Source organism: Paenibacillus sp. Root444D2, assembly GCF_001426375.1.
In the GTDB taxonomy this organism is placed as follows: domain Bacteria; phylum Bacillota; class Bacilli; order Paenibacillales; family NBRC-103111; genus Paenibacillus_E.
The window spans coordinates 14,466-34,989 of sequence record NZ_LMEO01000025.1; the positions used below are offsets into that span (position 1 = coordinate 14,466).

General features: G+C 48.9%; 18 protein-coding genes. 4 read left to right on the plus strand and 14 right to left on the minus strand.

All coding sequences use genetic code 11. From position 1 onward, the window contains the following. Positions 1-649: 649 nt before the first annotated feature. From ASD40_RS16495 to ASD40_RS16505, 3 genes are read right to left on the minus strand one after another with little or no spacing between them, the layout of a single operon-like run. Complete coding sequence (locus ASD40_RS16495; RefSeq protein WP_057304301.1) at positions 650-1,270, minus strand: LysE/ArgO family amino acid transporter; 621 nt, start codon at positions 1,268-1,270, stop codon at positions 650-652. Between the two features lie 5 nt (positions 1,271-1,275). After that, positions 1,276-2,151 carry an N-carbamoylputrescine amidase gene (aguB, locus tag ASD40_RS16500; RefSeq protein ID WP_057304325.1) on the minus strand — a complete coding sequence of 292 codons (876 nt, stop codon included), beginning with the start codon at positions 2,149-2,151 and terminating at the stop codon, positions 1,276-1,278. A 5-nt stretch (positions 2,152-2,156) separates the two neighbouring features. Then, positions 2,157-3,191 (minus strand): agmatine deiminase family protein, encoded by a 1,035-nt coding sequence (locus ASD40_RS16505; protein WP_057304302.1) that lies wholly within the window; start codon positions 3,189-3,191, stop codon positions 2,157-2,159. A gap of 231 nt (positions 3,192-3,422) precedes the next feature. Between ASD40_RS16505 and ASD40_RS16510 the strand changes: the two genes are divergently transcribed. Beyond that, positions 3,423-4,058 (plus strand): FMN-dependent NADH-azoreductase, encoded by a 636-nt coding sequence (locus tag ASD40_RS16510; RefSeq protein ID WP_057304303.1) that lies wholly within the window; start codon positions 3,423-3,425, stop codon positions 4,056-4,058. 93 nt (positions 4,059-4,151) lie between these two features. On the opposite strand, the gene ASD40_RS39080 is transcribed toward ASD40_RS16510, so the two are convergent. The 3 genes from ASD40_RS39080 to ASD40_RS16520 all read right to left on the minus strand — a co-directional run bounded on the left by ASD40_RS39080 (position 4,152) and on the right by ASD40_RS16520 (position 6,747). Continuing rightward, a complete protein-coding gene (locus ASD40_RS39080; RefSeq protein ID WP_268795898.1) occupies positions 4,152-4,283 on the minus strand; it encodes a hypothetical protein in 132 nt (43 codons plus the stop codon). 414 nt (positions 4,284-4,697) lie between these two features. Then, entirely contained in the window at positions 4,698-5,432 is a 735-nt protein-coding gene (locus tag ASD40_RS16515) for a metallophosphoesterase family protein (RefSeq protein ID WP_057304326.1), read from the minus strand. 19 nt (positions 5,433-5,451) lie between these two features. Next, the gene (locus tag ASD40_RS16520) at positions 5,452-6,747 is read right to left on the minus strand and encodes a hypothetical protein (RefSeq protein ID WP_235549282.1); all 1,296 of its coding nucleotides are present in this window, start codon (positions 6,745-6,747) and stop codon (positions 5,452-5,454) included. A gap of 11 nt (positions 6,748-6,758) precedes the next feature. Between ASD40_RS16520 and ASD40_RS38640 the strand changes: the two genes are divergently transcribed. Next, positions 6,759-7,046 (plus strand): hypothetical protein, encoded by a 288-nt coding sequence (locus tag ASD40_RS38640; protein WP_235549283.1) that lies wholly within the window; start codon positions 6,759-6,761, stop codon positions 7,044-7,046. 540 nt (positions 7,047-7,586) lie between these two features. Further along, on the plus strand, positions 7,587-8,801 hold the full coding sequence (gene hmpA / locus ASD40_RS16525) for an NO-inducible flavohemoprotein (protein WP_057304305.1): 1,215 nt from the start codon (positions 7,587-7,589) through the stop codon (positions 8,799-8,801). Positions 8,802-8,829: 28 nt separating this feature from the next. Here hmpA and ASD40_RS16530 read toward each other — a convergent pair whose 3' ends face one another. The 3 genes from ASD40_RS16530 to ASD40_RS16540 all read right to left on the minus strand — a co-directional run bounded on the left by ASD40_RS16530 (position 8,830) and on the right by ASD40_RS16540 (position 11,187). Continuing rightward, a complete protein-coding gene (locus ASD40_RS16530; protein ID WP_057304306.1) occupies positions 8,830-9,333 on the minus strand; it encodes a Crp/Fnr family transcriptional regulator in 504 nt (167 codons plus the stop codon). A gap of 72 nt (positions 9,334-9,405) precedes the next feature. Next, positions 9,406-9,909, minus strand: coding sequence for a hypothetical protein (locus tag ASD40_RS16535; protein WP_162251261.1), 504 nt, complete (start codon positions 9,907-9,909; stop codon positions 9,406-9,408). Between the two features lie 99 nt (positions 9,910-10,008). Further along, positions 10,009-11,187 (minus strand): ROK family transcriptional regulator, encoded by a 1,179-nt coding sequence (locus ASD40_RS16540; protein WP_057304308.1) that lies wholly within the window; start codon positions 11,185-11,187, stop codon positions 10,009-10,011. Between the two features lie 171 nt (positions 11,188-11,358). On the opposite strand from ASD40_RS16540, the gene xylA reads away from it, so the two are divergent. Then, complete coding sequence (gene xylA / locus ASD40_RS16545; protein WP_057304309.1) at positions 11,359-12,678, plus strand: xylose isomerase; 1,320 nt, start codon at positions 11,359-11,361, stop codon at positions 12,676-12,678. Positions 12,679-13,656: 978 nt separating this feature from the next. On the opposite strand, the gene ASD40_RS16550 is transcribed toward xylA, so the two are convergent. The 5 genes from ASD40_RS16550 to ASD40_RS16570 form a co-directional block, all read right to left on the minus strand. Beyond that, the gene (locus tag ASD40_RS16550) at positions 13,657-14,409 is read right to left on the minus strand and encodes an MgtC/SapB family protein (protein WP_057304310.1); all 753 of its coding nucleotides are present in this window, start codon (positions 14,407-14,409) and stop codon (positions 13,657-13,659) included. Further along, a complete protein-coding gene (locus tag ASD40_RS16555) occupies positions 14,406-16,658 on the minus strand; it encodes a glycoside hydrolase family 88/105 protein (RefSeq protein ID WP_057304311.1) in 2,253 nt (750 codons plus the stop codon). Before ASD40_RS16555 ends, ASD40_RS16550 begins: the two co-directional genes overlap by 4 nt. A gap of 14 nt (positions 16,659-16,672) precedes the next feature. Beyond that, positions 16,673-18,409, minus strand: a complete 1,737-nt coding sequence (locus ASD40_RS16560; RefSeq protein ID WP_057304312.1) for a hypothetical protein — start codon at positions 18,407-18,409, stop codon at positions 16,673-16,675. A 12-nt stretch (positions 18,410-18,421) separates the two neighbouring features. Next, complete coding sequence (locus ASD40_RS16565) at positions 18,422-19,369, minus strand: sugar phosphate isomerase/epimerase family protein (protein ID WP_057304313.1); 948 nt, start codon at positions 19,367-19,369, stop codon at positions 18,422-18,424. A 109-nt stretch (positions 19,370-19,478) separates the two neighbouring features. Further along, entirely contained in the window at positions 19,479-20,501 is a 1,023-nt protein-coding gene (locus tag ASD40_RS16570) for a Gfo/Idh/MocA family protein (RefSeq protein WP_057304314.1), read from the minus strand. Positions 20,502-20,524: the final 23 nt, after the last annotated feature.

The following is a 20,524-nucleotide window of genomic DNA, read 5'->3' on the forward strand; positions in this document are numbered from 1 at the left end:
ATTCCTATTTGTGATGTTTTTGATCATAAAATAGGCATAGCGAAAAGTAAATTTCGATTTTCAGGAATGAGTATTGAGAATTAACAATCGTTGATTTTTATAGATTCTCGCTATTTTTCTTTACTTAGCACCTCGTAGCTAGCCAGCCATTCTTTGCCGTTGCCCCATGCTTTCACCGGGTTTTTCTCACCAAGAATGTATACATGCATAGGCCATGATCCATTCTTTGAGACAATTTTTCTCGCTGGCTTTGAGAGTTTGCGTCAAATAGACGAGCGCTGCATCCCCGCGGCTGACGATATCGTCGTAGGATTTTTGTTGACTAGAAATATAGACACCGGGATTACTACTTAATTGCGACATAGGGTCAGTCGTGATCTATTCAACTAGTTAAACAGAACGTAAAGCCCTTATTTCTCCTCCGCAGGCAGTATTTCAATGAAGAATTGGCAAAATAACGCCTCCATGTTCCCTTTACGCTCAAAAAAGCTGGATATTGGATACATAGCGCATCGTAGTTCCGTTTGCTACATCCGAACCCTGCAGGCGTTGCCTAAATGAGCGGTTCCCACCATCGCCACAGCTTTTGTTCGACAATGAAATCAGAGTCAAGCTTCCGGTTTGGCATAAAATCGAGTCAAAAAAAGGGCTACTCCCCAAGGAGCAGCCCTATGATGGCTACCAAGCCAAACACGGTTAATATGACACCCGATATTCGGTTGATCCAACGAAAAGCCGAAACATGAATGCGATCTCGAAGCATGCCAATCACAGTACTTAGCGCAAGCCACCATAAGGCGGAGCCTACGAATACACCGATCACCAGGGCAACAGCTGAAGCAATGCCTGTCTGTGAGCCACCCATTCCCAAACCAGCAAAAGCGCCAAGAAAAGACATAATGGTCATCGGATTCGTAATGGTCAGCATCAGTGTGGAGGCGTACGATCTGAAAAGCGTATTACCTGAGGCTTTGGCTGCCTCGGCAGCAGGCCTAGAGCTGAAGGTCCGCACGCCCAAATAACATAAGAACAAGCCACCGACCGCTTGCAGCAGCACTTTTTGGTCAAGCAGGAAGCTGGTGATCAGCGTGAGACCGAAGCCGGCGATGAAGCCGTAGAAAGCGTCAGCCGACGCAGCTCCCAATCCTGACAAAAACCCATGCAGTCTGCCTAATGTGATCGTTCTACGTATACATAAAATACCGATGGGTCCGACCGGTGCAGCGATCGAGAGCCCCAGTACAATTCCTTTCAACAACGGAATGAGCATCTTGACTACAGTACCTGCTCACCATCATACGTAGCAATCTTCTTATAAAGATCCGGACGGCGGTCACGGAAAATGCCCCACTCGATACGCTGAATTTCTAGCTGATCGAGGTCAAATTCGGCAACAAGCACCGTTTCCTCATTGCGGCCAGCTTCCTCAATCATATTGCCCTGCGGGCCTGCGATGAAAGACGAACCATAGAAGTTGATGCTGGATTCCTCATCTTCTTCCTTGCCGATGCGATTCGACGCGATAACAGGCATCAAGTTTGCCGCGGCGTGGCCGCGCATGCACATTTGCCAGTGATCCTTAGAATCGATTGAACCATCCTGCGGCTCGGAGCCGATAGCGGTCGGGTAGAACAGCAGCTCTGCACCCATCAATGCCATAACCCTTGCAGCTTCCGGGTACCATTGATCCCAACATACGCCTACGCCGATTTTGGCATAGCGTGTTTTCCAAACCTTAAACCCGGTATCGCCAGGGTTAAAATAAAATTTCTCCTCATACCCCGGACCATCAGGGATATGACTTTTGCGATAGAGGCCTAGCACTTCACCATCTGCATCGATGACAGCTAACGAGTTGTAGCGCGCATAATTCTTTTTCTCATAAAAGCTTATCGGCAGTACGACCTTAAGCTCCTTAGCAATTTCGCGGAAATGTTTGATCGCTTTGTTGTTCTCCAGCTCAGTCGCATAATGGTAGTAGTCGGACTTCTCTTTTTGGCAGAAATACGGTGTCTCAAATAGCTCTTGGATCAAAATAATTTGAGCGCCCTTCGCGGCAGCTTGACGAACCAAAGTCTCTGCTTTGCGAATATTTTCTTCTATATTATCGGAACAGCTCATTTGTGTTGCTGCTACTGTGACATTTCTCAATGGAATCACCCTTTCTTGCTTGCTGGCATTTGCTGTGTCGTACAGTGGACGTTGCCGCCTTCTTTGATAATGGACATGCCGTTAATGGTGCGGATTCTGCGATCTGGGAAAGCTGCGCTTAGCACCTCTGCCGCCTTACGATCCGTCTCTTCCGCAGTTCCGCCAAACACCGGCAAAATAATGCCGCCGTTTACGAAATAAAAGTTCAAATAGCTCAGCGTCAGACGCTGCTCTTCAAAGAACGTTAACGGAGGCTGCTCGATCTGGATAATTTCAAAAGAACGTCCCTTAGCATCCGTCGCATTGCGTAGAATTTCTAAATTCTCCTGTGTAATCGCATAGTTTGCATCCGCTTGGTCGTTGCAGACCTGTAAAATGATTTTGCCTGGACCCGCGAAGCAAGCAATATTGTCGACATGACCGTCCGTTTCATCGCCGTCCAGCCCTTTATTCAGCCAGATGATCTTCTCGACGTTGACGAAGTTTTTCACATACTCCTCAATTTGTTTGCGGCTTAGGTCCGGATTGCGGTTCGTGTTCAGAAGACATTCCTCCGTAGTCAAAAGCGTACCTTCTCCATCCACATGAATGGAGCCGCCTTCCATGACGAGCGGAGCGTCAAAACGCTTCACACCGTGATGCTCCAAAATTTGCGGAGCCACGTTATCATCAAGATCCCACGGCGCATATTTGCCGCCCCACGCGTTGAATTTCCAATTCACAGCTGCGATTTCCTGCTGTTCATTTAACAAGAATGTTGGGCCGTTATCACGGAACCAAGCATCGTTATGCGGAATGATCAGAAAATCAACGTTCTTCTCGTCAAACATAGCCTTTACTTGCTCAGCATCCGCCGGGTTCACAATCACTGTCACTGGCTCGAACTCAGCAATGGCCTTGGCCAAATCTGCATAGCCTTTTGATACAATCGCGTGATCCTCTGGGTAAACCATCGAAGATTGAACGGGCCAAGAAATAAAGGTACGTTCGTGTGTTGTCCACTCTGCTGGCATTCTATAGTGTAAATCCTTAGGTTTCATCTCATCCATCTCACTTTATATAAATTTGTCGGCAGCCATATGAAGGGCAAATTTCGAAGTCAAATGCACCGTCTTTCATCATATACCAAAAGGAGCTTAGGCTCAATGTACATAGGTTTACAAATTTAGCAATCGTTTAAAAACAATTTGCTCTGCCCTGCATATTTTGTTTGCTTTTAATGAACATTATATATGGCTTTAATATGCAACCAAATGAAAGGGCGGATCACATTGGCAACAGTTTTACACATCACAGCACATCCCCATGACCACCAAACATCATTCAGTATGGCTGTAGGAAAAGCCTTTATTGATACCTATCGGGAAGCCAACCCTAATGATGAAGTCATCCATCTGGACTTGTACAGTATTCAATTGCCTCACATTGATGCCGATGTATTCAGCGGGTGGGGGAAATTACGAGGCGGTCAGCAATTCTCAGATTTGAGCAAGGAAGAACAAGCAAAAGTAGGTCGACTAGGCGAAATAACGGATCAGTTTGTAGCAGCGGATAAATACGTATTTGTTACGCCAATGTGGAATTTCTCATTCCCACCGCTTATGAAAGCCTATATTGATGCGATTTGTATAGCTGGCAAGACGTTTAAGTACACAGAAACTGGCCCTGTAGGCTTGTTGCCTGACAAAAAAGCGCTGCATATTCAAGCTAGCGGCGGCGTTTATTCGGAAGGGCCTGCTGCCGCTATGGAAATGGGACATCGTTATTTAAGTGTCATCATGTCATTCTTCGGCATTACAGATTTCCAAGGACTTTTTGTTGAGGGCATGGCTCAGTCACCTGACAAAGCTCCGCAAATTAAAGAGGATGCGATTAGCCGTGCGCAAGCATTAGCTAAAACGTTCTAGCAAATGATAAAAGAGTCTATCTCAAAAGTAACAAGATAGATGTGTGGGACAGATCCAATTGTTTAAAATAGTGATATTTAAATGAAAAAGGAGCTAAGCGGCTTGAATGTGCTTAGCTCCTTTGTTTTTGACGTCCACCGGCTCGGGCTCGATCATACGTCGAACCGCTAGCGCGCTGCCTTCTTCGCTCTGAAATTTTTCACGTGCCTGATTTTTTAAACGCAAATACTTTATGCTCACTTTGACAAGCCAATTTGATCCAAGGTATATGGATTTTTTTACACAGACGCTTTTGCTGCAATGATGTATTTCATCGTTAGATTCAAGTTGAGGCACATTGCGATTGCTGCATCGATGTTTTACATCGTTAGGAGGGCGAATGGGAGTATAAACTCCCATAAAAGATTAATGGAACGATGTTTTACATTGTTGCAAGGGAGCTCAATCATCGTTTTCATGCTGTAACGATACTTTTCATCATTGCGTCACAGGTCGGCAAACTCTGCATGTACAGCCTGTCTCTCAGACATCTTTGACTACTTTTTTGACAGCCACTAGTTCAGCAGCGCCTAATGGAGACCTATGGTAATAAAGAGGCTGCCCGAAAGCAGATACTACTTTTGAAACAGCCCTTGGTACCTATTTCGTCTTTCTCCCGCGATATTGACCCGTTCGCAATTCCAAGATATAGGCGTCCGAATCTGGCATCCGCTCATCCTTCGCGTGCTGAACAGCGAGTTCAATGTCGTAAGGCACTCGCACATGCTGAAGATTGAACGCTGCGGGCTGTTTGCTGTGGTAATTCCCCTCAAGAAGGACATAGGAAGCTTGTGTTAAATCCAGCGGATTTCCTACGCTTCCTGTATTGAAAAGCATTTTACCCTTAAGAATCTGCAAATAGGCGTTGTGAACATCACCATACCCTGCCACGTCGGCTTGCAAAGGCTCCTCGCACACTTCCGAGGACTCAAACATCGACATACGGCTTTCCATCTGGTCCCATGGCTGAATACGTTCATATACGCTTCTTGGCGAAGCATGAAATAACCTCACGAACTTCCCGCTCATCCAAAATTCATAGCAAAAAGGCAGCCCTTTCAAATAAGTCAACCGCTCGTGCCCAAGCCTAGTCTGCTGCCAAAGCAAAACCTGATCTTCGGTAGGATTACCGATGAAATCATCCCAGTTTCCCATAATAACCTTATGGCAAACCTCCCTCACGTGATCAACAACGAGATCCGAATGCGGTCCCTTCCCTACTAAATCCCCTAGACAAATGATCTCCGTAACATGTCGATGCTGAATATCCTTCATAACCGCTTCGAATGCAGGCATATTACCATGGATATCTGAAATAATGGCTAGTTTCTCCATCGACCCACCTGCCTTTATGTTAATATTTTTCGTTACGCGCAATGGATGCTTCTCTCCTACCCGCTCTGCCAACCAAAAACGGATACATCAGATACAATCCAACGACATACAGCAGAACGGCTATATAAACAGGCAACAAATGAATGAAGTCCATATAGCCAATGTGAACATGCACCAGAAGTCCGGCCGCAAATCCGGGAAGACCGCCCCAGAGAAACGTCCACCACAACCAGCTTTCGCCTTGGTTGACCCCCCATAAAGCGGAGGCTGTAATCGCTACCGCTAATGAAAAGAGCGCTCCGCCGAATCCTGCCCGGTCATGAGCAATGAGCGGAATGATGTGATCGTTCCAAGCAGCAAGCTGTTGGACTGTCAGGTCAAGATAGGCTAAATCTGTCGGTACGAACACGGTAGTGATACCTACGAAAGATATCGTCAAGCCTCCGATTGCTAAACCAAATCCGAGTATAACGAAGCAGCATTGCCCCCACTGCGCTCTGAGCCAAACAGAATCATTCTGCACGCCAGGCTTCTTACGGGAAGGATAATCTTTCAATTCGCGCAAGGTCAGCAGCAGCATCGGAAGGAGCACGGCCGCAACTGCGGCATGAAGAGGATCAAAATAGCCATAGCCGAGATAAAGGAAAAAGCTGCCAAACCCCACCGCACTCGAAGTAACCACCGCAGTTCGCGCCCAGTGAAGCCCGTAGCGCAAGCCATGACGAGCCAGTTGATAATAAAAGACACCTATCGAAATCATCGTTCCGGCTAAAGTAATGCGGTCATGGGACATGAAATGTATAATATGCCCATTAAAACGATTTATGACACTTCGGCTCACGCCAAGAAAAGTTTCGTCGTATGGCAATAGAACGCTTGTGGACGCAATAAGCCATGCGAGCACACCGCCAATCATCATGCCGATACCCAGCAGGCTCATCCAGCCCCAGTTGGCCCAAAACGAAGGCGGCTGGGGCTCAGCTGTTTGCTTGATGCGATCATGAATGATCGCTTCGTTGATTCGCTTGGGCAGCCCTGGCCCCGCGTACACCAGACCGCTGTGCAGCTGGACGCTATTTGCTCCGGCTGCCAATAGCTCTAGTGCATCCTGCGGCTTATGAACACTGCCAGCCGCGACAATCGTGCTCCGCTCGCCGAGCGACTCGCGGAGCAGCCGGACCTGGCTCAGCTGCGCAGTGAGCGCCTCCGCACCGCCGCCGACGCGTTCGCGGCGGGTGCCCGGCTCGCGCAGCGCTTCGCCGACGACGACACCGCTGATGCTCGCGGCGGTGTCGGCGAGTTCACGCAGCAGCATCCCAATGGGAGTTGGCTGCGGCAGGTAGAGCAGCAGCGGCTTCCCTGGGGCCGCTGCTTCAGCTATATGGCGTACCTCGCGGAGGTACGCTATGGCTTCATCCGGTGGCCAGCCTTCGGCGAGGCCATCGATGTAGAACCCCGCCGCGTACGGCGCCAGCTTCGAGAGCAGCTCCTGCTGCTCAAGCAGCGCCTTGCGCGGCGAACTGCCCGGCATCGGCCGCAGCCGCACGAAGTGCGGCAGGCGATGCCCAGTGCCCTTGCGCAGGCGCTGGACGATTGCATCCGCGCCGTCATTGACATAGCCATCGGGGTAGATGATGGCCTCACACAAAGCGTCGCACTCGATCGGCGCGTCATTGCGCACTTCTCGGACCGTCACAGGTCCGATCTCGATGAAGCCGAACCCGAACTGGGCCAGCGCCTTGTGCGCGGTCCCGTGCGGATCAAGCGTGCCGCTGAGGCCGATAGGACATTGAATCGGCACCCCCGCCAGCTCATCCTCGAGGATCGGCGACAGCTCCATGTGACCCATAGTTTTAATCACGAACGTTCCGCCTGGGACACGGCTTAAACCACCTATGGCATGAAGGGTCAAGTTCCGGGCTATGCGCCCTGGCAGTCGAAATAGCAACGGACGAAATATCGCGTGATAAGACCAATCAGGCATCGATAGGTACTCCTGTATTTGTTTATTTTACCCAGTATACCGCTTATTCGGCGTCATGCCTACGTCACAGATTGTTGCTATTCCCTGTGATTAAAATCACACCGCCTCCATCGTCTTGTTCTCTATACTAAGGGTATCAAGTTAATCTATGTGAAGTGAGGCGTTCCTTTATGTTAAATGAGCAAACCATCCGCGTTATTAAATCTACAGTTCCCGTACTGGAAGTTCACGGTGTAGCGATAACCAAACGTTTCTATGAAAAGTTGTTCACAGCACATCCCGAGCTGCTGAATATCTTCAATCATGCGAATCAAAAACAAGGCCGGCAGCAAACAGCACTAGCCAACGCCGTGTATGCGGCAGCCCTGCATATTGATCGGCTCGAGGCCATTTTGCCTGCTGTGAAACAAATTGCCCATAAGCATCGTAGCCTAGGCGTCAAGGCGGAGCATTATCCGATTGTCGGCCAACATTTGCTTGCAGCTATCAAAGAAGTGCTGGGCGATGCAGCAACCGATGAAATTCTTCAAGCTTGGGCTGAAGCCTATGGGGTCATAGCGGATGCTTTCATCGGTATTGAAGCCGAGATGTATGATACATCTGCACAACAACCCGGAGGCTGGAAGGATTTCAGACCGTTCCGAGTCGAACGCAAAAACAAAGAAAGCGACGTCATCACTTCCTTCTACCTGGCACCCCAAGATGGAGGCGCACTCGCAACATTTGAACCGGGGCAGTATGTGAGTATCCGAATTCAGATTCCAGGGGAAGAACATACCCATATTCGGCAGTACAGCCTCTCGCATGCACCCGGGGAGATTTACTATCGCATCTCCGTAAAACGCGAGGATCACAATCCTGCTGTTCCTGCTGGCAAAGCTTCGGTCTATCTGCACAACCAGGTGCAAGAGGGCGATGTGCTGTGGTTGTCCGCGCCTGCTGGCGATTTTACACTGGATCAAAAGGACACTCGGCCTGTCGTACTTATCAGCGGCGGTGTTGGGCTGACGCCAATGGTCAGTATGCTTCACACCCTTGCAAACACGTCACCGAATCGTCAGGTTACTTTTATCCATGCGGCTCAGAACGGTCAGCATCACGCGCTGCGCAGGGAAGTTGAAGAACTCGCCACGTTGCATCCACAAGTGACTGTTGCCTGGTGCTATGAGCAACCGACGGAAGCTGATGCAGCCGAGCAGGCTTTTCAAAAAACAGGATATATCGATTTGCCATGGCTCCAAAGCATTGTTCCGACTGTCGAAGCTAGCTTTTATTTCTGCGGACCCGTACCGTTTATGAAAACAGTGAACCAAGCGCTCCGCGAATGGGGTGTTCCCGACTCAGACCGCCACTATGAATTTTTTGGTCCTGCGGGCACTCTGTAAACGGATTGGTGATCTGATTTCGCCTGTATTATGGTTTTGTGTTCTCCCTCAGTAGACGATTCACGGTCTCCCGGCGAAGCCCGATGAACTGACCGATTTCCTCCTGCGTTAGCACGTCTGTCAGCTTCGACGTTCCCAGGTAGTGCCCAAACCAGCGTTCCAGCTTCTTCAGCTTGACAGCGGGAGCCATTTCGGTCAATTGATCAATACGCTGCTGCATCATGCGCAGTTTATCCTGTAATTGTCGGGCAATCGTGCGGAAATGCTCCGGGCTGCGCTCCAGCTCCTCGTACCACTGTGCAGCAGGAAGTACCTCTATGTCACTAGTGACAAGCGCTATCGCAGTACCGTAGTAAGGACTTGGACTAATGAGCGAATGATGTGGAATGGTCTCGCCAGGCACAATGATATTCACGAGTGTCGTATTCCCATCCTCATGAGCACGGACAATTTTCAACAGACCGGTTTGGAGCTGGTACAGTGGACCCGTGTCTCCTTGCCGGAATAGGATTTCTCCTTTGTGCAGTTTCATTTTCATTCTCCTTCATATCAAAAAAAGCGACAGCATTCACCTGCTGATCGCTTTTTTTGTATTTGCTAGCTGCTAACCAGCTACATCCTCTTTTTTAAACGGCTCCAGCTTCGTGCGAAGCGGCGAAAGTGCAAGTGACAATCTGGCAACCCAATTAAACTGCTCAACCTTGCCAATGAGCCAAATCGATCCTATCAGCCCCAGGAGTGAAACAAGGACAGCTGCAGGCAGCGCCCAGAATGCGACTGGATGCGCAAAAAATGGAATGAACGAAACGGCCAAAATCGGGGCTGCGTTCCATTTGAACCACTGGATGAGAGAGATGGTAAGTATTGCTGTTATGAAAAATGACATTGCGCCGTGACTTATCGCATACATGCTGCTGCCGATTGTCACTGCAATGATAGCACCCATCGTGATGCGTCCTATGTCTTTAATTTGGTCCACACGGTGCATAAAAAGAAAGCTGAATGCTCCAAGCGTTGGATAAAACACCATCTTCATTGATGGGAAATGGTAGGAAGCCCAGTAAGCTCCCATGAGATAGCAGCACATCACTAGTGAACGTAGAAACATCGTTGGTTCCAGTCCTTTGTTCTCGAATTTTTGGCACTTTTCTCATTGTACAAAAGTGACCATCCTTCGGTCAATCATATGGTGTGAATTCCCACTTCCTTAGTTCCGATCAACCGAAACCGTTGTCTCCACGAAAAATGTGGCCACCGCAAAAGATGCCGCCCCAAGCACCGTCGACTTATCGCTCAACTCGCTGAACGCAACTTTCAGCTGCTTGCGCGGATGCGGCAGGGAACGCTTCTCGAGCAGGGCCAGCAGCGGTTTCATCAGCCATCTTTCGGCACTGGCTAACCGGCCGCCGAGAATGATGTATTCGGGATTATATCCATTAATAATGTTAACCACGCCTACACCGAGATAATAACCAAGGCGCTCAAAAAGCGCGATCACCGTCGGATCTCCGGCTTCGGCTTTGCTCAGCAAAGTCTCTAAATCCACAGCGTCATCGCTAAGCTCGCGGCGCGCCTGCGTGAAGAGCGCGTGCTCCGACGCATACAGCTCCCAGCAGCCCAAGCTGCCGCAGCTGCATTTGGGCCCGTCGTGCTGGATCGAGATGTGCCCGATCTCACCAGAGAAGCCGGTCGCCCCGCGGTACAGCTCGCCTTTAATGATGATCCCGGCACCGATCCCGATGCCGATCGACACATACACCAGATTCGCTGTGTCCTTACCGGCTCCGAACTGTTTCTCCCCCACAGCTCCTGCGTTCGCTTCATTATCAATAACAACCGGAATGTTGAACGTTTCCTCGATTTGCTGCTGCAAAGGCACGTTCTCCCAGCCAAGATTCGGCGCGAACAGCAGATTGCCGCTCTCATCACAAATACCCGGCACTCCGATGCCGATGCCGATAATACCGTAGACGCTCTCCGGCGCGCTTTCGATCAGTCCGCGGATGGTCGTTTTTAACAGCTGGACGACCTTTTCGACTGAAGCATTGTCATGCTGCACTCTTACTTCGCGGATGATCTTACCGCTTAAATCCGTCAGCACCGCGAGAATATCAGTAACCCCTAGGTCTACCCCGATGGCATAACCAGCCGTCCCATTAAAAAGCAGCATCATCGGCTTGCGCCCGCCGCTTGATTCACCAACGCCTATCTCTTCGACGACACTGCTCTCGATCAATTCGTTAACAAGACTCGACACTGTAGCCTTTGTCAGCCCTGTAATTTCTGCAATCCGTGCTCGGGATATTGGAGAATTCGTGCGAATATGGTGTAGTACGATGGATTTATTTATTTTTTTTACGAGATTCAAATCGCCTGTTTGCTTCATGTTTGCCCCCACATTGCTCTAATTGCTTATCGTTCTCTTCTAATGAACTGATTTTAACATGAAAGACATTTTCACGCATCAACTAAGTTTGTTTAATGAATTTACAAACTATTCATTTGGTGCTATGATGACTGCATAAGCATTTATCCCTAATTTATGGAGGCTGAATTCATGAGCTACTTTGACAACATTCAACCGATTAAGTACGAAGGCCGCGCATCAACGAACCCGCTTTCTTTTAAATTTTATAATCCTGATCAAGTTATTTTAGGCAAAACCATGCGTGAGCATATGCGTTTTGCAATCGCTTACTGGCATTCTTTTTCCGCTAATGGCTCCGACCCATTCGGCAGCGGCACAGCGATCCGCGCTTGGGATCAATACTCCGGCCTTGAGCTGGCCAAAGCTCGCGTTGACGCTTGCTTTGAGCTGCTGAACATTCTGGATGTCGACTACTTCGCTTTCCATGACCGCGATATCGCGCCTGAGGGCAGCACGCTGCAAGAAACGAACAAGAACCTCGACGAGATCGTTGCCCTGATCAAAGACAAAATGAAATCCAGCGGCAAGAAGCTGCTCTGGAACACAGCTAATATGTTCACTAACCCGCGCTTCGTTCACGGCGCAGCTACGACGAATAATGCGGACGTATTTGCTTACGCTGCTGCCCAAGTGAAGAAAGCATTAGATCATGCCAAAGAGCTTGGCTCCGAAAACTACGTTTTCTGGGGCGGACGCGAAGGCTACGAGACTCTGCTTAACACGGACCTCGGCCTGGAGCTTGATAACCTTGCTCGCTTCCTGCACATGGCGGTTGATTATGCCAAAGAAATCGGCTACGACGGTCAATTCCTGATCGAGCCTAAACCAAAAGAGCCATCCAAGCACCAATACGACTTCGATGCGGCTACGACGCTATCTTTCTTGCAAAAATACGACTTGCTGCCGTATTTCAAATTAAACCTGGAAGCGAACCATGCCACGCTTGCTGGTCATACCTTTGAGCACGAGCTTCGCGTCGCGCGCATCAACGGTGTTCTTGGTTCCATCGATGCGAACCAAGGCGACCTGCTGCTCGGCTGGGATACCGACGAGTTCCCGACAGACCTGTACTCGACGACACTCGCGATGTACGAAATCCTTCTGAACGAAGGCGGCATCGGCCGCGGCGGCGTGAACTTCGACGCCAAGGTTCGCCGTACTTCCTTCGAGCCTATCGATGTCGTCTACGCCCACATCGCAGGTATGGACGCCTTCGCTCGCGGCTTAGAAGTCGCTGCCAAATTGATCGAAGACCGCGTATTCGATAACATCCTCGACACGCGCTATGCTTCCTTCAAGTCCGGCATCGGCGCCGACATCGTGTCCGGCAAAGCGGATTTCAAGACGCTTGAAGCTTATGCGCTTGAGAACAACAGCACCATCGTCAATCAATCCGGTCGTTTGGAATTGATTAAGGCGACGGTTAACCAGTATCTGATTAACTCTTAATTCGTGAAAAAGCCCGCTTAAGCCGTTTTCTTGGCTTAGCGGGCTTTTTGGTTTACCTGACGGCTTGTGCAGATAACGCAGCTTCTCTCTGTAACGATGTTTTTCATCGCTAACGTATAGGCAACGCGGAAATTTGCCTCCTTAGCGTTATAAAACACGCTTAACATCGAGGAAATGACCATTTCACTCCTAGCTTCTTTCTGTAACGATGCTTTCCATCGCTAACGTTTAGGTAACGGGGGAAATTGCCTCCTTAGCGCTATAAAACACGCTTAAAGTCGAGGGGAATGACCATTTCACTCCTAGCTTCTCTCTGTAACGATGTTTTCCATCGCTAACGTTTAGGTAACGCTGAAACTTGCCTCCTTAGCGCTATAAAACACGCTTAAACTCGAGAGGAATGAGCAATGGGGACAGGAACTCCATCTTAATATGCAAAATGCCCGCTCAGGCCAATAATTTCTTATCAACCATAATTTGCTCGAAAATGCCATCGACCAATACTAAGTAACGGAGACCGTCGATTCATTCATCCAATCTAGTTCTACATAGAGGTGTCTTAATCGGGATCCATCGTCAAAATGCAATCCTGCACATCCTACAGGCCAATACGCCGGGGATTGTTGTAAAAAGTGCAACAATTGCAGCCTAAATCTCGCCTCTCTCCCTTCGTTGTTGCATACTGTACAACAATTTTGCCCCCATTCAGGCCATTTCGGAGCAAATGGGTTCGAAATGTTGTACAAACTGCAACTTCAACTGGCAAAATAGCCTTTTTGCTTGTGAATTGTTGCAGAAATTACAGCATTGGTAATCGCTATAGCCCGGCTCTCTTCACGAAGCATACTGAACGACTCTAACATCGAATTTTGAGTAATTGCCCGATTAACTTCAGATTGTCTCTCAGAAAAAACAGAAAAGATCTCTGATCGAAGAGATCAGAGATCCAAAAAGCTAGAACCACAAGCCTACCTTTTCTTAGGCCACCTTTTTATGAAAAATGAAGTTCGCAGCTTCCATTCTAACGACGATGTCCAGAGCGGCAATTTGTTCGTATGCGGCAAGCAGCTTCTCGTGCTTCGGACATCTTAAGCTGAAGCACAAGTGCATCATTGGGGTATTTCCGGTATTCCCTGATAAGGGGGAAGATTCGCTTCCTGGCATCATCTTTAGATTGGTGACTTGGATACCCTGTTCCCCAAAACGGGAGGTAACCAAGCTGAGGAAGCCGGGATGTTCATTGATCATGATCTCAATTTCGTGGGTTCGGCGATGCCTTAGGAAATGCTTCTCCCACTTATTCAGAAGATACAAACTGATGAGTACTAAAAAGGTGCATACCAACGCCCCGGTAATAAAGCCTGCACCTACGCTCAAACCGATAGCCGCTACCAACCAAACGGAAGCGGCGGTAGTCAACCCTTTAATAACACTGCCGTTTCGCAATATTGCGCCTGCGCCAAGAAAGCCGATGCCGCTGACAACCTGTGCAGCCAAGCGGGACGGGTCTATACGGACGTTGGGTTCATTTACAAAGTCAGAGAATCCATACTCCGACAGCAGCATGATGGTGGCAGAACCTAAACAAACTAAAATATGCGTACGAAAACCCGCTGCATGATTGTTCAATTCCCGTTCAAGACCGATCAAACCGCCCAGAACGACCGCCAACACCATTCTAACGATCAAATCTAAATGACTAATTTGCCAGACACTGCTCACAGTCGTCATCTATGCGTCACTTCAAGCGGCTGCGACAGCCATCGCTTCAGCTTCACGACTTCTGTCCCAGCCAGCATCATAATGCCAACACCGTGGTTGTCATTGGTTACGGTGAGCAGGTCCTTTTTATAATAATCAGCGGTAAAGGCATATCGCGAGCCGCTGCAAACTCCATGCACGTTGCCCTGAGCGTCGATGGCCAGACGGGTCAAACCGCCCCATGCCTTCAGCGAAGCATGGATGAAGCGATCTGGCTCCGTGAGCCAGCCGAATCGTACGCCTCTCGCAAAGGCATAGGCGAACATCGCGGTACACGAGGCTTCCTGATAGGCGTCGGGATCGTTCAATACCTGATGCCACAGCCCGCTTTCAGCTTGCAGATCGGCATATCCCGCGCACAGCTCGTTAAAGAAATGCACTAACTCCGGGCGAGCTTCATGGTCTGCGGGTAGAACCTCCAGCACCTCTGTCAGCGAGAAGAGTGTCCATCCATTCCCACGCCCCCAAGGGATGCCGGTAGCCATGCCGTATTTGAAATCAAAGACATGCGACATGATGCGCTGATCCGGCATGTACAAATACTTGCGGAATAACAGAAATTGCTTCGCTGCTTCATCCAGCGCCTCGCTGCTTCCGGTTATCCCCGCATAGCGGCACAGAAACGGCGTGCTCATGTAGAGGTCATCAGCCCACATCGTATTCTCCGAATATTCATCCTGACATATCCGATAAAATGCACCATCTACCTTACGCTCCAATTGCACGAGTATGAAGTCGGCAATTCGCTGCGCTATCGGCAAGAAGCCCAAATCCTTGTCTTCCTGATAAGCTTCCAGCATCGCGGAACCAAAGGAACCGCAGTTATCCAGCATTTTCATCATAACCAACTGTTGATTGATCGCCGGGAAACCATACTTCTCTCGATCCCATAAGGAGTATTCGAACATTTCTGTGCAGCTTTGAACATGATCGAGGGCGTACCCGATAATATCAGGCCGCTCCAGCAACCGACCTGCTTGCAGCAGCCCATAAATGGTAACGCCAAGCGGGTAATCCCAACGGGCATAATTCGTGACGTTGCCGACGGTCCACTTATTGCTCAGCATGGCATTCTCATAATAAGGACGTATCCAAGCGTCTGGACGGTCTAACTGCCAGTACGTCTTGTCATCTGCAGCATCTGACTTTGAACTTTTGGCATAAATGCGATCGGTTCTTACTAATTCCTCATACGCTAACTCAACGCTGGAATCCAGTGGCCCCACATATAACCACGGCTCAGCTGACCCGTGAACCTTCTGAGGAGCGCTTAAAGGGACAACCTCTCCCCTAACAGAGGCATGAAATGTGAAGCCCCATGCATTATTTCCACAAATACTGCGGATTAACAGATCATGTTTGCCAAAAGATAGCGGCACTTCCACCTGAAAGCTGCCTTCTTCCGCGATCTCCAATACTTGCTTCCCATCCAGCCAAACGGTCAACGGTCCTGTCGCATGGCCCTTCAGCAGGCAAGCTTCTTCCCCTGAGCTTACTTTGTTCAGCTTCGTCCACGCGTACGCTTGCTTACCAGGCTGTAAGCCGAATAATCGCTCGCAGACAGGCTTCGCAAGCTCACCTTCAGTCCACTCACAGGTCGGCAGCCAGCTCAGCCCGTACTCTTTCTCCGACGCTAAACCATTTGGCAGCGGACTAACTTCGAATAGATCCGTGTCGACCGGAGCAGAGTACACCCATCCTGCCTGACCACTCCTTTCAGCAAAGGGGGTAAGCACATTCAGAATTCGTACCTTCGCTTCATCAGATCCGAATAAGCAGCCAAAACCCGCAGCCGTATGCTTAGCTTTGATAAAAAGCCGGTTCCAGCCTTTCACAAAGTTCAGATTAAGCTTAACGCTTGCATCTGGCTTAATTTCATCTATTACGTTGGAACGATAGGCACGTTCATCATTGAAATAGAACTCAATTGGCCCCAAACAGCGGAACAACACATCTAGGTTTCGTTCACCATCACTCCATACTAAACCATAGGCATATGAAAATTGGCCGGGTCTTGCTTCGGGAAATCTCCGCCCCAAATTCAAATCAAACATCCCATCCTCGTTTTGCAAAACGCCAGATTGGTAAAAGGCGCGGAAAGCAAACGGGACCGGCGGATTAGCCCCAATGTAGCGGTCCGCAAGCACCTTCAATGTTCGGTTATCGTCGTCTCCTAAGCGAGACTTTATACTCTCTTGCTCATTAAAATAAGTCGTCATCTCGGCCTTCCTTTCTACAGTAGGCGAACCGTAAATGTCCGGTCGAACGGCGTCACCAGGTTCACATGGACGTATTTGCAGCCAGCCGGATGTTGGTCTTCACGAAGCACAGGCAGCAAATGCTCGTAGGCGCCTGTTGAAATCTCAATCGCATCTTCATCCACCGCATATGTCATAGATCCATTTTTCAAGAAATATTTCCCTGCCTCGGTTTGGACTAGATCACTGCCGCTAACCGTACCCTCGTCTCCCAGAATAAAGGATAACTGCGTGAATACATCTTCTCGCTCATCTGAAAGGATACGAATCTTCCATTCCCCGTCTCCTTGTGTAATTTCTGCTTGAAACTCAAGGGTTTGCAGATGTGTCATCGGCCGATGCTGATGCGGAAGCAAGTACCAAGGACTGAGTGTCGATCTCTCCGCGGACTCCGGCAGAAATTGACGCGGAATCGGTCCGTTATATCCTTTTTCCAGTACAATTCCTAGCTTATAAACGCCTTCCTCTGCAGTGAGATGCGCGAACTTCACTATTCCAGGCGAGAAAGATGTAGACAACTTAATGCCCAGCAGCCTAACTTTTCCATGGCGAAGGGAGAAGAATGACGGCGTCTGCGGCATAATCGTCACGCTTTGATCAAGCTCCCGAATACGCACAAGCGGAGCGCCGAAGGCTAAGTGCATACTGCTGTGTTCAATTTTCATATGGTGGCCTACGCCATCGATTTGCGCCAGATGCTCATTGATCGGATGATGCTCATTGATAACTTGGACATATCGATCGGGAAGCGATGTCCGCTCCAAATCGGAAATATCTGCTTCGGGATACAGCAATAAACCCAAAAGCGCATTGTTATTTACCGCTTCCGCATGCTTGATAAAGGTACCTGCATAGTCCGACATTGCAGCGAATAAAGGATCTTTATCGTGAGCAGCCATTAAGCGATAAATGAGGAAGTAAGTCGCCATATTAAACGTTTGCCCGAAATCTTGCCGTCCAGAATAATCGGTTACCACCTCACCGGATGGATGGATCAAATACACCATCATGCGCAAATTGCGGCGCACACATTCTAATAATTCTGGACGGTTTAGCACACGACCCGTATGGTATAAAGCGATATCGCTGACGGCATTATAGATGCCGTTGCTGCGCTCCGTCCATTCGCCGTCATGTGTGATATCCATACCTTCTGCCAACCATTCATCTGCTCTAGCTACCAGCTCAGGCATTTGAAAAATCTCGTACAGCAGAGAAAGTGCCGCTGTAATAACCCAGCGATGGTTCGGTGTATGACATCCACCTGTCAGCATAGCAGGGATCGTACGCTCCAGGAAGAGCTTCAGCTTTACAGAGGCAGGCTTCACAGCCGCCCAGTCATGCGCCTCAAGCAGTTGATAGATTTGCGTAACCCCGCCTACAACAAAGGCTGTATCTGGTGGAGAATTATAGTTCGTTGAACCTAAAGAGATCGTACCGTCGGCATGCTGGCGATTCAAAATGAAATCCGCTGCTTTGTCGAAAGCGGCTAAGAGTGTCTCATCGTGATAGTAACGTGAATCTGGATTAACGATAGCGGAAGCCCATACGGCCAAAACGCTCGGCGTGCTGAGATGATTGACACGAGCAATGCCCGTTTCATCAATAATACCGCCAACATATTTCGATGTAGGATCAAGCACCTGCCGCTGCAGCATAGCTGATGTATGTTCGTCATAAATGTGTACCAACTGTTTATAAGTAGCGTCCATGCTGATCACCTTTTAACCTTTCATAGCTGCAATTTTACTTGTAATAAGCCTGTGGCTTTCATCAATCTCGTCCGGCTGGCACACAGCCTTCAACTCATACACTTTGACCTTGGCAAAATCAATCGCTTCTAGAAAATGATCAAAATATTGCAGATCTTTACTGTGTACATAAGGACACCAGTGATCGGACAGCTCTAGCGTTTCATGGATGTGTACGCCATAAATATAGCGTTTCACTTCCTCCAGCTCCTTCAAGTTGTCATACAAGCCCATCCGATCCATCATCATGGCATGGCCAATGTCGTACCACAAGTAAACCGGACCGCCCTTCAGGTTCTCGCAAATGGTCTTCGCCTCCATTAAAGTCGGCATCTGATATGATCTAGAGCGTGTTTCGATGCCAATGGCCACAGACCATCCTTGTTTGGCAGCATGCTCGCTCACTTGCTCCAGACTTTCTTGAATCCGCTTAGTGTAGAGCGGGCTCAACCGCTCCCGTCTTTCGGACATGTCCTTCCAAAGCTTTTGATATTCCGGTGAATCCTTCCCGTGATCTCTGTAAAGCTTTTTCAAATCCAAATCAATGTTATATTCGAAAGGCACTTCGCCTGGATGCACGACAACGGCCTTCGCTCCATAGCGGTTCGCATATTCCATAGACCGAATCAACAGCTCCACGGATCGCTTGCGCTTCAGCTCATCATCGAAACCAAGCATGACGGAATCTGTATCGTAATCCTTATCATTAATGAAAGGGAACACATTGTGTACACTGGATACGCCAATTTCCCCTTTTTCGATCATCGGCTCAATCGTCTTCATCATTTCTTCCGTCACGTTATAGTTCAATTCCACCTGATGAAAGCCGAGCTCTTTGATTTCCTCTATCATGTTCCTTCCAATCGTATGCTTTTTAATATTCCAGCAGGTAGAAAATGAGTATTCCCCTTTGTCCAGCATGTTTGTTCCTCCTCAGAGCTTTGTTGTCATCATTTCTCTCAAATGAAGAAAAGCCAGATTACCCTTATTTCTTTGCAGGGAATGATCTGGCCTTTCCTCAAGGAAGCCTTTATTCCGCTAGGTCACTCAGCCTACATACAGCACCTGAGCGTGCCGATAAAGTCGAAGCTTCCATTAAACGGGTCAAATCAAGGGCTATTTGTATATTTTCAGAAGCTGTCGTTCCATTTCGAATATGTGACACCCATTGTTCAAAGGGAGAAGGGAGATTCTCAGGCAGATTCGTGACCACTTGCCACCCTGTTGCTGCTTCACCTTCCAGTTTGTGGCTTCGAACTAACAGCTTGTCATCCGTTCTCGTGTACATAAGACTGCCTTCCGTTCCTTGCACCTCAATATCAAATTGTGAGTAGTTATTTACGAATCCCGCCTCAACAATGCCTATTGCTCCATTTGGATAACGTAAAGTCGCTACCGCACTATCCTCTACCTCTCGCGCTGTGATATAAGCGAAACTTGCACTAACACTTTCTGGTAAGCCCAGAAATAAGCGTGTTAAGTACATCGGATGGCAGCCAAGGTCCATCAATGCCCCTCCCCCGCACTCCTCTAAGTTGAAGAAATGGGATGGCAGTGAACCATTCGGATTTTTCTCTGTTCGCAATGCGCCGTTATGAGCAAGCCGTATACGAACTGTCGTTACAGTGCCAAGCTGACCCTCCCGAATGAAGGTATGTACAGCTTGTGTAAACCAGGTATACAGCCGGGGTAGAGAAACCGTTAGCTTGACCCCAGCCGCCTCAACTGCAGCCAATATCTCCTTACATTCCTTCGTCGTGGTAGCTATAACTTTTTCAGTAAAGATATGCTTACCCGCTTTGGCTGCTGCGATGATGACGTCCCGGTGCCGATTCGTCGGCGTATCCACAATAACGGCGTCGATATCCGGATTGGCCAAAAGCGCATGCAAATCGGCATAAAAGCTAACACCATACTCCTCAGCCTTTTGCCTTCCTCGTTCGGGAACTTCATCCCATACAGCCACGATTTCGGTACCCGGGTGCTCGGCGGCTAGACGTGCATAATCCTTTGCATGAACATGCCAAAAGCTCAACATCGCTACTCTAGTCATGAAAGAATGGCCTCATTTCGGGT

Excerpts from the sequence above, each read along its gene's own strand:
- ASD40_RS16495 (WP_057304301.1), bottom strand. The coding sequence starts at position 1,270 with ATGCTCATTCCGTTGTTGAAAGGAATTGTACTGGGGCTCTCGATCGCT.
- ASD40_RS16505 (WP_057304302.1), bottom strand. The coding sequence starts at position 3,191 with ATGAAACCTAAGGATTTACACTATAGAATGCCAGCAGAGTGGACAACA.
- ASD40_RS16515 (WP_057304326.1), bottom strand. The coding sequence starts at position 5,432 with ATGGAGAAACTAGCCATTATTTCAGATATCCATGGTAATATGCCTGCA.
- ASD40_RS16520 (WP_235549282.1), bottom strand. The coding sequence starts at position 6,747 with ATGCTGCTGCGTGAACTCGCCGACACCGCCGCGAGCATCAGCGGTGTC.
- hmpA (WP_057304305.1), top strand. The coding sequence starts at position 7,587 with ATGTTAAATGAGCAAACCATCCGCGTTATTAAATCTACAGTTCCCGTA.
- ASD40_RS16530 (WP_057304306.1), bottom strand. The coding sequence starts at position 9,333 with ATGAAACTGCACAAAGGAGAAATCCTATTCCGGCAAGGAGACACGGGT.
- ASD40_RS16535 (WP_162251261.1), bottom strand. The coding sequence starts at position 9,909 with ATGTTTCTACGTTCACTAGTGATGTGCTGCTATCTCATGGGAGCTTAC.
- ASD40_RS16540 (WP_057304308.1), bottom strand. The coding sequence starts at position 11,187 with ATGAAGCAAACAGGCGATTTGAATCTCGTAAAAAAAATAAATAAATCC.
- xylA (WP_057304309.1), top strand. The coding sequence starts at position 11,359 with ATGAGCTACTTTGACAACATTCAACCGATTAAGTACGAAGGCCGCGCA.
- ASD40_RS16550 (WP_057304310.1), bottom strand. The coding sequence starts at position 14,409 with ATGACGACTGTGAGCAGTGTCTGGCAAATTAGTCATTTAGATTTGATC.
- ASD40_RS16555 (WP_057304311.1), bottom strand. The coding sequence starts at position 16,658 with ATGACGACTTATTTTAATGAGCAAGAGAGTATAAAGTCTCGCTTAGGA.
- ASD40_RS16560 (WP_057304312.1), bottom strand. The coding sequence starts at position 18,409 with ATGGACGCTACTTATAAACAGTTGGTACACATTTATGACGAACATACA.
- ASD40_RS16565 (WP_057304313.1), bottom strand. The coding sequence starts at position 19,369 with ATGCTGGACAAAGGGGAATACTCATTTTCTACCTGCTGGAATATTAAA.
- ASD40_RS16570 (WP_057304314.1), bottom strand. The coding sequence starts at position 20,501 with ATGACTAGAGTAGCGATGTTGAGCTTTTGGCATGTTCATGCAAAGGAT.